Genomic DNA, 13549 nt, shown 5'->3' with positions numbered 1-13549 from the left:
TCTCAACGCTGAGCTGGTTTCTCGTTAAGTTCGAAAAAGACGCTGTCGGGCGAACCCTCATCGTGCCTGAAGCCCGTCAGCTCTGCCGCAAGATCGAGGGGAAGGTCAAAAACAAAATCGACCTCGGAACCCTTGGTATCTTCTTCATCCTGTTTGGAAAAACACTGCTGCTTCAGCGCTTCGAAAGAAGCGGGGAGATCACCCGTGACATGCAAGTCCCTCACAGTCTTGTCACCGCTGTGCCAGACTTTCCAAATGTTCCTTCCGTTGCGCCAGAGCTCGACGCGGGCGAACATGACATGCTCTTCTATGTGCGCGATAACCACTTCCCGCCCTTGCGAGATCGCCGCCAGATATTGTTGAGGTGGGTTTGGGAAGCTGCAGGGATCGAGAATGATAATCGCCCAGTTCTTTTCGCTGGCATAGGCATTCACTGGCGCTTCGAAAATCTCCGATGAATCGCCAATTTCGCGCCCGAACAAGGCCGCAGCTTCCTTTATTTCATAACCACGAAAACCAAGCCAGCTTATCGAGAAGCCCATCTCCCTACTCCGCCGCCACCAGTCCCGCCATCTCCCGGTTCTTCATCAGCTTGTAGACGATCGAATCCATCAGCGCCTGGAACGAAGCATCGATGATGTTTTCGGAGACGCCGACCGTCCACCAGCGCGCGCCGGTGCCGTCATGCGATTCGATCAGCACGCGGGTGATCGCCTCGGTGCCGCCATTGAGGATACGCACCTTGAAGTCGGCCAGCTCGAGATCGGCGATCTCGCTCTGGAATTTGCCGAGATCCTTGCGCAGTGCAATGTCGAGCGCGTTGACCGGGCCATGGCCTTCGGCGACCGACATCTTCTCCTCGCCCTCGACCAGCACTTTCACAATCGCCTCCGAGACCGTCTTCAGCTGGCCGTTGGCGTCGAAGCGGCGCTCGACCATACAGCGGAACGAGGTGACGCGGAAGAATTCCGGCAGGCCATGCAGCATCTTGCGCGCCAGAAGCTCGAAACTGGCGTCGGCGCCTTCGTAAGCGTAACCCTCCGCCTCACGTTCCTTGACCACGGCGATCAGAGCGTCGAGGCGATGGTCATCCCGGGGCACGTCGATGCCGCGCCGCTTCAGCTCGGCGAGGAAATTGGCCTTCCCACCTTGGTCGGAAACCATGACGCGGCGGCGGTTGCCGACAGTCTCTGGCGGCACATGCTCGTAGGTCGCCGGCTCCTTGGCCAGCGCCGAAGCATGGATGCCGGCCTTGGTGGCGAAAGCGGAGGCGCCGACATAGGGCGCCTGCGCTTCGGGCGCGCGGTTCAGCAACTCGTCGAAGGCGCGGGACAGACGCGATATACCGGTCAACGCCTCTGCCGAAATGCCTGTAGCAAAGCGGCCCGAAAAGGCCGGCTTCAGCGCCAATGTCGGCACGATCGAGATCAGATTGGCGTTGCCGCAGCGCTCGCCGATGCCATTCAGCGTGCCCTGGATCTGGCGCACGCCGGCCTCCACTGCGGCAAGCGAATTCGCCACCGCCTGGCCGGTGTCGTCATGGGCGTGGATGCCGAGATGGTCACCCGGTATGCCGGCGGCGATCACCTTTTCGACGATGGCACGCACCTCAGAGGGCTGGGTGCCGCCATTGGTGTCGCACAAAACCACCCAGCGCGCGCCGGCTTCATAAGCCGTTCTGGCGCAGGCCAGCGCATAATCGGGGTTGGCCTTGAAGCCATCGAAGAAATGCTCGCAGTCGACCATCGCCTCCTTGCCGGCAGTGAGCGCCGCCTCGACCGAGGTCCTGATCGCCTCGACGTTCTCCTCATTGGTGCAGCCGAGCGCGACGCGGACGTGGTAGTCCCAGCTCTTGGCGACGAAGCAGATGGCGTCCGATTTCGACTGGACCAGCGCCGCAAGCCCAGGATCGTTCGAGATCGACACTCCTGCCCGTTTGGTCATGCCAAAGGCAACGAATTTGGCATCGGCCGTGCGACGCTCGGCAAAGAAGGCGGTGTCGGTTGGATTGGCGCCGGGGTAGCCGCCCTCGACGTAGTCGATGCCGAACTCGTCCAGCAGCTTGGCGATGGCGATCTTGTCCTCGACGGAAAAGTCGATACCCGGTGTCTGCTGACCATCGCGCAGCGTGGTGTCGAACAGATAAAGGCGCTCGCGAGCCATGGTCATTTCCCGGCAAACATGTCCGTTGCGCGGATCAGCCTGTCGAGGATGCCCGGCTCCGAATAGCCGTGGCCGGCGCCTTCGATCAGATGGAAGTCCGCTTTCGGCCACGCCTTGTGCAACGCCCAGGCATAGCGCGCCGGGCACGGCATGTCGTAGCGGCCGTGAACGATGGTACCCGGGATATCCTTAAGCTTCCATGCATCGCGCAGCAGCTGTCCCTCTTCCAGCCAGCCGGCATGGACGAAATAGTGGTTCTCGATGCGGGCGAAAGCCAGGGCATAATCATCCTGGCCGAAGGGACCGCTGGTTTCCGGTTCCGGCAGCAGCGTGATCGTCTCGCCCTCCCACAGGCTCCAGGCGCGGGCGGCCTCGACCCGCGCCACAGGATCGTTGCCGACCAGCCGTTTGCGGTAGGCGGCCATCATGTCGGCGCGCTCAGCCTCCGGAATGGGTGCCAAAAACCGCTCCCACTTGTCGGGGAACATCTCCGACACGCCGAACTGGTAGTACCATTCGAGTTCGGCGCGGGTCAGCGTGTAGATGCCGCGCACGACCAGTTCGCTGACCTGCTCGGGGTGGGTCTCGGCATAGGCCAGCGCCAACGTCGAACCCCACGAGCCGCCGAACACCAGCCATTTGTCGAAGCCGCACATTTTTCGCAGGCGCTCGATGTCGGCGACCAGGTGCCAGGTGGTGTTGGCTTCGAGCGACGCATTGGGCGTCGATTTTCCGCAGCCGCGCTGGTCGAACAGAACGAGGTCGTAGAGCTTCGGGTCGAACAGCCGCCGGTGCTTTGGCGAAATGGTGCCGCCCGGCCCGCCATGCAGGAATACAGCCGGCTTGGCCCCCTTGGTGCCGGAGCGCTCCCAATAGACCTGATGGCCATCGCCAACGTCGAGCATGCCGGACTCGAAGGCCTGGATCTCGGGATAGAGGGTACGGAATTCGCTGCTCATAATTTCAGGCCCTGCTGCGGCCAGTTGGCCGTCTCGTGATCGGGATGCTGGAAGGAGATGATGGATTCCTGTCGCGCGTAGAAATCCGGGTCGTCATGGATCGGCGCGTCGAAGATCGTCTCGACCCAAGGCAGCCTGGCGGCGTAGTTGACCTGGATCTGCGGCGCCAGATCGGAACGGTCGTCGAAGGCGCCGATGGCGATCTCCAGCGCGCCGGGCTGGCGGTAGGTCAGCGGTGTGCCGCAGCGGGCGCAGAAGCCGCGATCGATGTTGACCGACGACTGAAAGTAACTCGGCTCCTCGCGCACCCATTCGACGCCGTCGCTCGGCACTGTCACCAGCGCGCCGAAAAACGACCCGAACTGTTTCTGGCACATGCGGCAATGACAAATGGACGGGCGGCCGAGCGCCCCGTGGATGCGGAAGCGCACGGCGCCGCACTGGCAGCCGCCGGTACGAACGGTTTCGGTCATGATTTTTCCTCCGGCGGCCATTGTTCGGTGTCGTGGTCGGGATGTTGGTAGGAGACGAGGTCGGCGAGATAGGAGGCAGACGAGACGTCGGCCATCGTTTCCTCACCGGGTAATTCGTGAACATGATCCACATAGGGGAGCTTGGCTTCGACACCCCATTGGATCGTCGGCGCAATCTCCTCGGGGTGGTCGAATGCGGCGATGGCGAGCGCCACGCCATCGGGCGCTTCGAAGGTCAGCGGCGTGCCGCATTCGGCGCAGAAACCGCGCAAAGCCGCGTTGGACGAGCGGAAGCGTTTGGGCTCACCGCGCGTCCAGTCCAGCCTAGCGCCGCGCACCGAGACCAGCGGCAGGTAGAAATTGCCGCTCGCCTTCTGGCACATGCGGCAATGGCAGACGGAAGCATCGCCGAGCGTGCCTTCGACACGGAAGCGCACCGCGCCGCACTGGCAGCCGCCTGTATACACCGGTCTATTGTCGAGGCTCATCGCGCACTACTCCGGAGCATGGCAGACCGCCTCGACATTGTTGCCGTCGGGATCGAGGACGAAGGCGCCATAATAGTTCGGATGGTAGTGCGTGCGCAGGCCAGGCCCGCCATTGTCTTTGCCGCCGGCGGCGATTGCCGCGGCGTGAAAGGCATCGACCTCGGCGCGGCTGCGCGCGGTGAAAGCGACATGCTGATGATGCTTCGACTTGTCCTTGCCCGCGTGCAGCCAAAACACCGGCCGGTCGCGGCCGTAGCCGCCGACCTTGGCGCCGCCGGTATATTCCTGCGGCACCATGTAAAGCAGCGAGGCGCCGAGCGGCGCCATCGCCCTGTCGTAAAAAGCCTTCGACGCATCGAAATCCGAAACAGTGATGCCGAGATGATCGATCATGGAACTACCTCCGTTGCTGGCTCGCCTGCCAACACGTCGGCGCCAGTCAGGCCGGCCACGATCACGATGTGCTGGCAGACATTGTCAATATCGCGAACGACGTCGTCGTTCCAAAAGCGCAGGATGGTCCAGCCGCTGGCATTCAAGTACGCGCTTCGTGCCTCGTCACGCTGGACGCTTTCGGGATCCGCGTGCTGGCTGCCGTCAACCTCAATGATCAAGCTGTGTGTCGAGCAAGCAAAGTCGATGATGTAAGGTCCGATCGGCACCTGCCGGCGAAAGCTCATCCCCATCAGCCGATGGGCGCGCAATTCGTTCCAAAGCTTCAACTCGGCATCGGTCATGCAACGGCGCATAGATTTTGCATTCTTTCGCTGACGCGATGGAACGAGGTCGTGACCCATCAAGCACCCTCGCCTTCGCGATTGGCGAAATCATCGACGACAGCCAATCTCCCCCCTTGCGGGGGAGATGTCCGGCAGGACAGAGGGGGGTACTGTCCCTCCGGCCTGTCAACCGATGGCAGCCACGCCCTCAAGCAGGTTCCGGGGTGCGAATGGGTTACGTCGAAAGTCGGCGATCCTTCCCACCCCCCTCTGTCCTGCCGGACATCTCCCCCGCAAGGGGGGAGATCGGCCATCACAAAAGCCTTCGCCAGCCTTGCACGCATTTCGACCTCCACCCTCACCGCTTTACCTCCCAGGTGGTGATGCGGGCGCCGGTGACCGGGTCCTTTCCGTCCTTCAATTGCACGCCTTGCGCCAGAAGCTCGTCGCGGATGCGGTCGGCCTCGGCCCAGTTCTTTTCGCGAATAAGACCGAGTCTTTCGTCTATACGCGCTCTGATACGATCCTTGGTGGGACCAACAGAGCCGTATGCGTCGAGGGTGTCGTCCTCCTCCGGAATGCTTGCGTGGGCGACGGCCTTGGTCTCAGTCACAGCTGGGACGCCACGTAAGAATTCATCTGGGGTGTGCTGCATAAGACCCAGAAGTTTTAGACCAGCCAAGACTCGGCCCGCATCATCCCCAGCTCCGTACTCAGATGAAGAAGCGGTGCGGAACGCATCGTATGTCTGCAAATCGTCGAGCAAATGCTCCAAAATTCGAGGTTCCGGTGTGGTTGGGTTCACGGGCCAGATTTCATCAAATCGACGGTAGAGTTTCGTAAGCAGCCTTTCCGCCTCTTCCAGCTTGCGCACGGAAAAGTCGATCGGCTCGCGATAATGCGTCATCAGCATCGCCAGCCTGAGCACCTCGCCCGGCCATTTGCGGCCGCCAAAGGTATCCGTCTCCAGCAATTCGGTGATCGAATAGAAATTGCCCAGGCTCTTGGACATCTTCTGCCCTTCGACCTGCAGGAAACCGTTGTGCATCCAAACCTTGGCCATCGTTTCGGTGCCGTGGGCGCAACGCGATTGCGCGATCTCGTTCTCGTGGTGCGGAAAGATCAGGTCGAGACCACCGCCATGGATGTCGAACACCTCGCCGAGATAGGCGGCCGACATCGCCGAGCACTCGATGTGCCAGCCCGGCCGACCCCTGCCCCACGGGCTGTCCCAGCCCGGCTCCTCGGGCGAAGACAATTTCCACAGCACGAAATCCTGCGGGTTCTTCTTATGCGCATCGACGGCGACGCGGGCGCCGGCCTGCTGCTCATCGAGATTGCGCTTCGACAACTGCCCATAATCCGGCATGGAAGCGGTGTCGAACAAGACTTCTCCAGCCGCGACATAGGCATGGCCGCGTTCGATCAAGCGTTGAATCAAGAAGATCATGTCGACTTTGCCGTCGGGCCTGGGCTCGACGAACTCGGTGGCGCGCGGCTCGACCGTCGGTTCCAGGCAACCGAGCGCCGCAACGTCCTTGTGGAACTGATCGGCGGTCTTTTCGGTGACCCGCCTGATCGCTTCGTTCAGCGACAGCTTGCCCGATGCAATTTCGCCGCCGAAATCGCGCAGCGCGCGAGCGTTGATCTTGTCGTCGACGTCCGTAATGTTGCGGACATAGGTGACGTGCGCTTCCCCGTAGAGATGGCGTAGCAAACGGAACAGCACGTCGAAGACGATCACCGGCCGCGCATTGCCGATATGGGCGAAGTCATAGACCGTCGGGCCGCAGACATACATGCGCACGTTGCGCGGATCGATCGGGAAGAAATCCTCCTTGCTCCGCGTTAGCGTATTGTAGAGGCGCAGGCTCTTCGATGCGTCAGACATACGTGCGTTCCCGGTGCGTTACTTTGGTTGAGCATGATCTTTGGGATCGTGCTCTGGATGAAGCCAGTTACGCCGAGGCGCAAATCGGGCTCCAGCCTGCTGGCCGGGGCGTTTGTCCAATCTTGGAGGAGATGAGGCGAAAACGTCCAGGACCAGCGCGAGGCTAGCCGATAATGCAAATGCCACAAATGGCGAAAGGCGTTTTCATGGCCGGCTTTATCGCCTTGCCCGGTGTTGCCGTCAAGTCGCTACCTTCGCCAAAAATATCGTTGGATCACAGGAAATGCGGCACTGAAACATTTTATTAAACATGTCGGCACTGTCATGAAACATTCGCCGGCTAGATCAGCAAGCGTCACGATTTGGTCGGATTCGGCCAGCAAACGCAGACACGAAGACGTTACTAGGGAAGAGAAGAATGCCCAAGCAGGAACCCAGCCGTGCCAAGCAACCGGCGCTCGCCAGCTATTACCGAGCGATCGGCCCGGCAGCAATCGTCGCCGCTCTTCTGCACACCGCGAAGAAGAAGAAGCCGGCACAGAAGATCGTCTCGCCGCGCGCTGCCTGAGAATGCGGTCGGGTGAAGATTGAGGCGCTCACGGCGAGCCAGTAACAGTAGCTTTTGCTAAAATAAACTCATCTGATTGTCGTTCGCGCCGGACTTCTGGCGCTTGACCTTCTCGAGCTCAGGCTCGATGACCCCCTTCTCGTGAATCTCCGGCCCGGTATTGGCGACCTTATTGACGAGGTCGGAAACCGGGATCGCCTCGAAGAAATCGGGCTGGGCGGGTCTCAGCAGATCGGCCACGTCGCGCGGCTCGAGCGTACGGCAATCCAGCCAGCGTGCGAAATCCTCGGGATGGATCACTACCGGCATGCGGTCGTGGATATGGGCAGTATCGGCGTTGGCGTGGGCGGTCAGAATGGCGCCGGTGTCCATTTCCGAGCCGCCCGGCTCGGCATAGGTCTCAATCAGCCCGGCGAAGGCGACAAGCCCGCCCTGTCTTGGCCGCACCCAATAGGGCTGCCCTCTTCTGCCACCGGTCTGGTGCCATTCGTAGAATCCCGAAGCCGGCACCAGGGCGCGGCGATGGCGCATGGCAGCGCGAAACAACACCTTTTCCGAAGCCCCCTCGGAACGCGCGTTGAACAGCAGCGGGAAGTTACGCGTATCCTTCACCCAAGCAGGGATCAGGCCCCAGCGCACCAGAATCGAGCGGCGGTCGGGCAGGTTCGAGCCCGGCGCCTGCGTCAATCCGGCGAGCGCCATCAGCACCGGCTGCGTCGGCGCGATATTGTAGCGGGCCGGAAACTCCTCAAGTTCCGCCAGGCCGAGAAAGGCGGCGGTCTGGTCCGGAGTGGCTGTCAAAGCAAAGCGTCCGCACATGAATTCAGCTTTCGATTGGTGGCGTATGAAAGTGGCCATGGAACCTGCCTTTCGCAACCGCTAAAGCTGTTCGCCGACGGTCGGTCCACAACGGGCTGTGCCAATCGAGCGATCCGGAGCCATGGAAGCACGCAAGATCATTCCGGCAGTCTCGGCCTGCGTCGTGCGCGAGAACACGGTGCTGCTGGTCAAGCGGGCCAGGCCGCCCTCGCAAGGCCTCTATGCCTTTCCCGGCGGCAAGGTCGAAGCCGGCGAGACGCTGGAACAGGCAGCACGGCGCGAATTGCTGGAAGAGACCGGATTGCAGGCGCGCAGCTACCGGCCGCTGCGGGAAATCCACATCGACGGCAGCGGGGACGGACATCCGGTCGACTACTGGCTGACGGTGTTTGGGGCCGATTATGCCGGCGGCGAGGCGGTTGCCAGCGACGACGCCGAAACCGCGGCTTTCTATACGCTGGCCGAAATGATGGCGATGCCGCTCGCCGATGCAGTGTTTGAAATTGCCGACGATCTACTCGGTCCCAAAAAAGACGGCGAGACGTGAGCCAGAGAATCGCCTTGCAGGCGACAAATTGTTCCAGCACAAAGCCTCATGAGCCGCACGTCTTCGTTTCTCGCCGCATGCCTCGCCGTCAGTGTGGTCGTCGGTGCGCGCCCGGCGATTGCCGCCGAAGCACCGTTCGAGCCCGGGCTGATGCGGCTGGCGGAAGTGCTCGGCTCGCTGCATTTCCTGCGTAATCTGTGTGGCGAGAAGGGCGATCGGTGGCGAGCCGAGATGGAAAAACTGATCGCATCGGAAAATCCGAACCCGGAGCGGCGCGCCCGCTTCATCGCCAGCTTCAACCGCGGCTACCGGTCGTTCGGCGGCACTTATACGCAATGCACCGCCTCGGCGACGGAAGCCATCAGCCGCTACATGAAGGAAGGCGAGACGCTGTCTCGCGACATCGCTTCGCGCTACGGAAACTGACGACGGCAGCCGCTTTCCGGAAAAGCCGCATCAAGGGTCGGCGCCGTCGCGGTGGACGCGTTCGACACTTCCCCGCTTGCCTCGACTGAGGTCTTGGTGCAAACCTAATGTTGCACTTTTGCAACTATGTTAACGAAACGTTAGCGCGCAGATGTGAAATTAACTCAAACTGAAGGTTTCCGTCCCCTTGGCCGACCTAATCGGCTAAGTTTGAGACGGATCGGATGCAGGTTTGCTAGACGCGACGGAATTTGTAGACAGCGACCAAAAAAATGTCGCATTTACAGATACTTACTTGCGCCTGCGTGTAAAAGGGACAACTCAAGCTTGATCCCTGTCCAACGGATCACCGCTTGAAAGGGTGGACATCGCAATGGAACATGGCGTCAACGACATCGACGCGCTGGTCAGGGAAGAAAAGCGCCTGACTGCCGTGGAAAGCCACAGCGAAGCCTGGGCAGAAGGATTGTCGGCGGGGATCGAGCCTGAAATCATCGCCGAGGCAGCCCTCGAAACGGCATTCGGCGAAATGCTGCGCGCCAATGGCGAGACCTCGGCGCTTGCCCTGCTCGATCGCATGCGTGAAAAGGTGATTGCCGGGGCCTTCGAGCCCGAAAGACTGCGGCACTGATCCCGGTTCTTTGACGACGGCGCGCCGCCGGACATCATGTCCGGGCACATGGATGGGCTGGAACCAGGGAGTAGCAGGCGGTGAATTTTTCGATATCAGGCAAGCCACGCGGCCTGGTCCTCGGCATTTGGCTTACTGCTTCCTGCGCCACAATTCCCCTTGCACTGTTTCTTGCGAGCAGTCCCGCTCACGCCCTCAGCGAGATCAAACGCGAAGACCTGCCCTCGCCGGTGACGCCGCCGCCGGACGGCGACATGTCGCCGTCTGGAAGTACCGTCCCGATGCCCGGCCCACTCGGCACGGTACCACCTCCAGCCCGCCAGCCGACTCCGTCCGAGGAGCCAGAGCAAACCGAACCGAAAGGGCCAACGGACGATGGCGGGATGGCCAATCCGCATGTCGATCCGGACGCGCCTGTGCCCGAAGTCGTCTACGACCTGGCCAAGTTGCCGGAACCGGTGAGGCGCATGCACGATCTGATCGTCGAGGCGTGCAAAAGCGGCGACATCGAAAAGCTTCGGCCGCTGATCGGCACGGGAGACATGATGACCCAATTGTCGCTGGGTGACATCGAGGGCGACCCGATCGCCTTCCTGAAGGGCCTTTCGGGCGATACGGAAGGCCAGGAGATCCTCGCCATCCTGGAAGAGGTGCTCAGTGCCGGTTATGTCCATGTCGATGCCGGCACGCCGCAGGATCTCTATGTCTGGCCCTATTTCTTCGCCCTGCCGCTGGACAAACTCGATGCCAGGCAGCGGGTCGAGCTGTTCAAGATCGTCACCGCCAGCGACTATGACGATATGAAGCAGTTCGGTGCGTACATCTTCTATCGAGTCGGCATCACGCCGACCGGACAATGGACGTTCTTCGTTGCTGGGGATTGAGTGGCTTAGCCTGGCCCTTATGAGGCAGGGAGCTTAGCCCGCCAACGCCTCGCAAAACTCCACCGCCCTGCCCTGGCTCGGCGCGACGATCTCGCCTTCCCACATCACGCGCCGGCCGCGAACGATGGTGCCGACCGGCCAGCCGGTCACCTGCCTGCCGTCATAAGGCGTCCAGCCGGCCTTGGAGCCTTGCTGGGCGTTGGCGATGGTCTCGCGGCGCTTCAGATCGACGATGGTCAGATCGGCATCGTAGCCGGCGGCAATACGGCCTTTCCTGGCGATGCCGAAAATACGCTGCGGGCCGTGGCTGGTCAGGTCGACAAAGCGCTGCAAGGTCAGCCGGCCGGCGTTGAGATGGTCCAGCATGATCGGCACCAAAGTCTGCACGCCGGTCATACCGGACGGCGACGCCGGATAAGGTTTTGCCTTCTCGGCCAGCGTGTGCGGCGCATGGTCGGAGCCGAGGACATCGACAACGCCTTGCGCAATGCCCTGCCAGATCCCCTCGCGATGACGCGTGGCGCGCACCGGCGGGTTCATCTGGATCAACGTACCGAGCTGCGCATAGTCATCGGCGCTCAGCGTCAAATGATGCGGCGTCGCCTCGCAGGTCGCGACATCCTTATGCTGTTCGAGGAAGCCTATCTCCTCGGCGGTCGAGATGTGCAGCACATGGATCCGGGCGCGAACCTGGCGCGCGATACGCACAAGGCGCTCTGTGCAGCGCAATGCAGCGATCTCGTCGCGCCACACCGGATGTGAGGACGGATCGCCCGCGATACGCTCGCCAAGCCGCTCGCGCAGCCGGAACTCGTCCTCGGAATGAAAGGCGGCGCGGCGGCGTGTGTTCCTCAGGATCGAGGCAACGCCTTCGTCGTCCTCGACCAGCAGGTCGCCGGTGGACGAGCCCATGAACACTTTTATGCCGGCCGCACCCGGCAGCCGCTCGAGATCGCCAACGTCTTTTGCATTGTCGCGGGTCCCGCCGACCCAGAAGGCAAAGTCGCAATGCATGCGGCCGGTGGCACGCCGCACCTTGTCGACAAGGGTTGTCTCGCTGGTGGTCAGCGGATTGGTGTTCGGCATCTCGAAGACGGCGGTGACGCCGCCAAGCACCGCTGCGCGGGAGCCCGTCTCCAAATCTTCCTTGTGCTCCAGTCCCGGCTCGCGGAAATGCACCTGACTGTCGACGACGCCCGGCAGGATATGGAGCCCGTGGCAGTCGATCGTCTCGCCCGCCGATGCCTGGCGGAGGTCGCCGATGGCAGCGATGCGCCCACCATTGATACCGACGTCGCGAAAACCCTCGCCGTCGTGATTGACCACGGTGCCGCCTGTCAGGATGAGATCGTAGAGGGGGGCCATGCGGATCCGGTCTCTTGCGGGGGAAGTGCCAGCGGCTTACGTAATGACCGATAGTTTTGCAAGATCAGGCTCGTTTTCCCACCATGCCCTTTGCCTCGCTCAGAGATCGCGCACTCGTTTCCGTATCCGGACCGGATGCCGAACACTTTTTGCAGAACATCCTGACCACCGACCTAGACGCGCTCGGCCGCGGCGAAGCAAAGCCCGGCGCCTTACTGACGCCGCAAGGCAAGATCCTTTTCGACTTCCTGATCTCGCGCGCTGACGAAAATATTTTCCGGCTCGAATGCCGTGCTGAGACCATCGATGACTTCATGCGCCGGCTGACGCTCTACAAGTTGCGCGCCAAAGTCGAAATTGCCAAGGCAGATCGGTCGGTTGTGACCGTCGTATGGGAAAGCCATTCAACTGCCTCGCAATTTGAATCCGCACCGTTTGCCGATGCGCGGTTTGTCGATGCTATCGTCACGCGCTTCTATGGTGGCGCCGCAGACAGCGGCGACCTTGCCGCATGGCAAGCCTTTCGCATCGCCAATGGCATTGCCGAAAGCGGCAGCGACTATCAGCTCGGCGACGCGTTTCCGCATGATGTGCTGCTCGACGAGATCGGTGGCGTCGGCTTCAAGAAAGGCTGCTACGTCGGCCAGGAGGTCGTCTCGCGCATGCAGCATCGCGGCACTGCCAGGCGCCGGGTGTTGATCGTCTCGGCCGAACGCCCCCTGCCCACTTCGCGCGCAGAGTTGGCCGTGGCGGGGCGACCAGTCGGCACGCTTGGCTCGACCGCCGGCACGACAGGCCTTGCCATTGCCCGCATCGACCGGGTCAAGGCAGCGCTCGACGCCGGCCTGCCGATCCTGGCTGACGACGTCGCCGTGTCGCTCGCCATCCCGTCCTGGGCGAAATTCAGCTTTCCGCAGGAAGCCGTTGGCGCGGAGGACGCCTGATGGCGGCCGACCGCGCCGGGGCGCCGCCGCGTGCCTGGCAACGTATGCTGTCCGGCCGCCGGCTCGACCTGCTCGATCCCTCGCCGCTCGACATCGAGATCTCCGATATTGCCCATGGCCTTGCCCGCGTCGCACGCTGGAACGGCCAGACCAGAGGCGATCACGCCTTTTCGGTCGCCCAGCATTCACTGCTGGTCGAAACACTTGTCGGCGAACTGATGCCGGATGCCGACGCCGACGCGCGGTTGGCGGCGCTGCTGCACGACGCGCCGGAATACGTCATCGGCGATATGATCTCGCCGTTCAAATCCGTGATGGGCGGCAGCTACAGGGATTGCGAGATCAGGCTGCAGCGCGCCATCCATCTGCGCTTTTCACTGCCGGCCGAACTCGACGCGGGGCTGCGCAAGGAAATCAAGCGAGCGGATCAGATCGCCGCTTATTTCGAAGCAACGCTGCTTGCGGGTTTTTCGACGGCAGAGGCGACCGAGTTCTTCGGCAGGCCGCGCGGTTTCAACGCCGAGCGCTTCGATGTCACGCCGCGCTCGGTGACCTGGGCGCAGAATGCCTTTCTCAAACGGTTTGCGGCAATCGAAAAGTCGCGACGCCAGACTGCCGTTCCAGCCGGCTGAAAACGGTAAATTAACCGGCAGGGACAACAGTGCCGTGGTT

General features: G+C 61.9%; 17 protein-coding genes. 7 read left to right on the top strand and 10 right to left on the bottom strand.

Annotated features, from left to right (window positions below; translation table 11 throughout):
- Positions 1 to 2: 2 nt before the first annotated feature.
- From NKH83_RS05400 to cysS, 8 genes are all read right to left on the bottom strand, one after another.
- On the bottom strand, positions 3 to 542 hold the full coding sequence (locus tag NKH83_RS05400) for a hypothetical protein (RefSeq protein WP_352802417.1): 540 nt from the start codon (positions 540 to 542) through the stop codon (positions 3 to 5).
- A 4-nt stretch (positions 543 to 546) separates the two neighbouring features.
- Complete coding sequence (gene cimA / locus NKH83_RS05395) at positions 547 to 2169, bottom strand: citramalate synthase (RefSeq protein ID WP_352802415.1); 1623 nt, start codon at positions 2167 to 2169, stop codon at positions 547 to 549.
- On the bottom strand, positions 2166 to 3122 hold the full coding sequence (pip, locus tag NKH83_RS05390) for a prolyl aminopeptidase (RefSeq protein ID WP_352802413.1): 957 nt from the start codon (positions 3120 to 3122) through the stop codon (positions 2166 to 2168). The genes cimA and pip overlap by 4 nt, the downstream gene beginning before the upstream one ends.
- Positions 3119 to 3595 (bottom strand): GFA family protein, encoded by a 477-nt coding sequence (locus NKH83_RS05385; RefSeq protein ID WP_352448982.1) that lies wholly within the window; start codon positions 3593 to 3595, stop codon positions 3119 to 3121. Before NKH83_RS05385 ends, pip begins: the two co-directional genes overlap by 4 nt.
- The gene (locus NKH83_RS05380) at positions 3592 to 4083 is read right to left on the bottom strand and encodes a GFA family protein (protein ID WP_352479207.1); all 492 of its coding nucleotides are present in this window, start codon (positions 4081 to 4083) and stop codon (positions 3592 to 3594) included. Before NKH83_RS05380 ends, NKH83_RS05385 begins: the two co-directional genes overlap by 4 nt.
- 6 nt (positions 4084 to 4089) lie before the next feature.
- Entirely contained in the window at positions 4090 to 4476 is a 387-nt protein-coding gene (locus tag NKH83_RS05375; RefSeq protein WP_352689572.1) for a VOC family protein, read from the bottom strand.
- Positions 4473 to 4880, bottom strand: coding sequence for an endonuclease domain-containing protein (locus NKH83_RS05370; protein ID WP_352479205.1), 408 nt, complete (start codon positions 4878 to 4880; stop codon positions 4473 to 4475). The genes NKH83_RS05375 and NKH83_RS05370 overlap by 4 nt, the downstream gene beginning before the upstream one ends.
- A 280-nt stretch (positions 4881 to 5160) precedes the next feature.
- Positions 5161 to 6693, bottom strand: a complete 1533-nt coding sequence (gene cysS / locus NKH83_RS05365) for a cysteine--tRNA ligase (RefSeq protein WP_352480335.1) — start codon at positions 6691 to 6693, stop codon at positions 5161 to 5163.
- A gap of 418 nt (positions 6694 to 7111) precedes the next feature.
- Between cysS and NKH83_RS05360 the strand changes: the two genes are divergently transcribed.
- Positions 7112 to 7261: a hypothetical protein gene (locus tag NKH83_RS05360; protein WP_254820210.1), complete on the top strand. Its 150-nt coding sequence runs from the start codon at positions 7112 to 7114 to the stop codon at positions 7259 to 7261.
- Between the two features lie 57 nt (positions 7262 to 7318).
- Here NKH83_RS05360 and NKH83_RS05355 read toward each other — a convergent pair whose 3' ends face one another.
- Positions 7319 to 8080 (bottom strand): SOS response-associated peptidase, encoded by a 762-nt coding sequence (locus NKH83_RS05355; protein WP_352802746.1) that lies wholly within the window; start codon positions 8078 to 8080, stop codon positions 7319 to 7321.
- A gap of 121 nt (positions 8081 to 8201) precedes the next feature.
- Here NKH83_RS05355 and NKH83_RS05350 point away from each other — a divergent pair, with 121 nt between their 5' ends.
- From NKH83_RS05350 to NKH83_RS05335, 4 genes are all read left to right on the top strand, one after another.
- Positions 8202 to 8627 carry an NUDIX hydrolase gene (locus NKH83_RS05350; protein WP_254820209.1) on the top strand — a complete coding sequence of 142 codons (426 nt, stop codon included), beginning with the start codon at positions 8202 to 8204 and terminating at the stop codon, positions 8625 to 8627.
- Between the two features lie 48 nt (positions 8628 to 8675).
- Positions 8676 to 9053, top strand: a complete 378-nt coding sequence (locus tag NKH83_RS05345) for a TIGR02301 family protein (protein ID WP_023677748.1) — start codon at positions 8676 to 8678, stop codon at positions 9051 to 9053.
- A gap of 373 nt (positions 9054 to 9426) precedes the next feature.
- Complete coding sequence (locus NKH83_RS05340; protein ID WP_008874920.1) at positions 9427 to 9684, top strand: hypothetical protein; 258 nt, start codon at positions 9427 to 9429, stop codon at positions 9682 to 9684.
- A gap of 80 nt (positions 9685 to 9764) precedes the next feature.
- Positions 9765 to 10568 carry a hypothetical protein gene (locus tag NKH83_RS05335; RefSeq protein ID WP_352480334.1) on the top strand — a complete coding sequence of 268 codons (804 nt, stop codon included), beginning with the start codon at positions 9765 to 9767 and terminating at the stop codon, positions 10566 to 10568.
- A gap of 33 nt (positions 10569 to 10601) precedes the next feature.
- Here NKH83_RS05335 and NKH83_RS05330 read toward each other — a convergent pair whose 3' ends face one another.
- Positions 10602 to 11933, bottom strand: a complete 1332-nt coding sequence (locus tag NKH83_RS05330) for a dihydroorotase (RefSeq protein ID WP_352480333.1) — start codon at positions 11931 to 11933, stop codon at positions 10602 to 10604.
- An 83-nt stretch (positions 11934 to 12016) separates the two neighbouring features.
- Here NKH83_RS05330 and ygfZ point away from each other — a divergent pair, with 83 nt between their 5' ends.
- Both ygfZ and NKH83_RS05320 read left to right on the top strand, forming a co-directional pair.
- A complete protein-coding gene (ygfZ, locus tag NKH83_RS05325) occupies positions 12017 to 12877 on the top strand; it encodes a CAF17-like 4Fe-4S cluster assembly/insertion protein YgfZ (RefSeq protein WP_352480332.1) in 861 nt (286 codons plus the stop codon).
- Positions 12877 to 13509, top strand: coding sequence for an HD domain-containing protein (locus NKH83_RS05320; RefSeq protein WP_023677753.1), 633 nt, complete (start codon positions 12877 to 12879; stop codon positions 13507 to 13509). The genes ygfZ and NKH83_RS05320 overlap by 1 nt, the downstream gene beginning before the upstream one ends.
- The last annotated feature ends 40 nt before the right edge of the window (positions 13510 to 13549 follow it).

This window comes from Mesorhizobium sp. M0909 (assembly GCF_040319515.1).
Taxonomy (GTDB): Bacteria; Pseudomonadota; Alphaproteobacteria; order Rhizobiales; family Rhizobiaceae; genus Mesorhizobium.
This window is presented reverse-complemented; position numbering and strand designations above follow the sequence as displayed.

Bases quoted from the DNA above. Each gene is read 5' to 3' on its own strand.
- NKH83_RS05350 (WP_254820209.1), top strand. From the start codon at position 8,202: ATGGAAGCACGCAAGATCATTCCGGCAGTCTCGGCCTGCGTCGTGCGC.
- NKH83_RS05340 (WP_008874920.1), top strand. From the start codon at position 9,427: ATGGAACATGGCGTCAACGACATCGACGCGCTGGTCAGGGAAGAAAAG.
- NKH83_RS05345 (WP_023677748.1), top strand. From the start codon at position 8,676: ATGAGCCGCACGTCTTCGTTTCTCGCCGCATGCCTCGCCGTCAGTGTG.
- NKH83_RS05355 (WP_352802746.1), bottom strand. From the start codon at position 8,080: ATGTGCGGACGCTTTGCTTTGACAGCCACTCCGGACCAGACCGCCGCC.
- NKH83_RS05330 (WP_352480333.1), bottom strand. From the start codon at position 11,933: ATGGCCCCCCTCTACGATCTCATCCTGACAGGCGGCACCGTGGTCAAT.
- NKH83_RS05360 (WP_254820210.1), top strand. From the start codon at position 7,112: ATGCCCAAGCAGGAACCCAGCCGTGCCAAGCAACCGGCGCTCGCCAGC.
- NKH83_RS05380 (WP_352479207.1), bottom strand. From the start codon at position 4,083: ATGAGCCTCGACAATAGACCGGTGTATACAGGCGGCTGCCAGTGCGGC.
- NKH83_RS05320 (WP_023677753.1), top strand. From the start codon at position 12,877: ATGGCGGCCGACCGCGCCGGGGCGCCGCCGCGTGCCTGGCAACGTATG.
- cimA (WP_352802415.1), bottom strand. From the start codon at position 2,169: ATGACCATGGCTCGCGAGCGCCTTTATCTGTTCGACACCACGCTGCGC.
- cysS (WP_352480335.1), bottom strand. From the start codon at position 6,693: ATGTCTGACGCATCGAAGAGCCTGCGCCTCTACAATACGCTAACGCGG.
- NKH83_RS05375 (WP_352689572.1), bottom strand. From the start codon at position 4,476: ATGATCGATCATCTCGGCATCACTGTTTCGGATTTCGATGCGTCGAAG.
- NKH83_RS05370 (WP_352479205.1), bottom strand. From the start codon at position 4,880: ATGGGTCACGACCTCGTTCCATCGCGTCAGCGAAAGAATGCAAAATCT.
- NKH83_RS05385 (WP_352448982.1), bottom strand. From the start codon at position 3,595: ATGACCGAAACCGTTCGTACCGGCGGCTGCCAGTGCGGCGCCGTGCGC.
- ygfZ (WP_352480332.1), top strand. From the start codon at position 12,017: ATGCCCTTTGCCTCGCTCAGAGATCGCGCACTCGTTTCCGTATCCGGA.
- NKH83_RS05400 (WP_352802417.1), bottom strand. From the start codon at position 542: ATGGGCTTCTCGATAAGCTGGCTTGGTTTTCGTGGTTATGAAATAAAG.
- pip (WP_352802413.1), bottom strand. From the start codon at position 3,122: ATGAGCAGCGAATTCCGTACCCTCTATCCCGAGATCCAGGCCTTCGAG.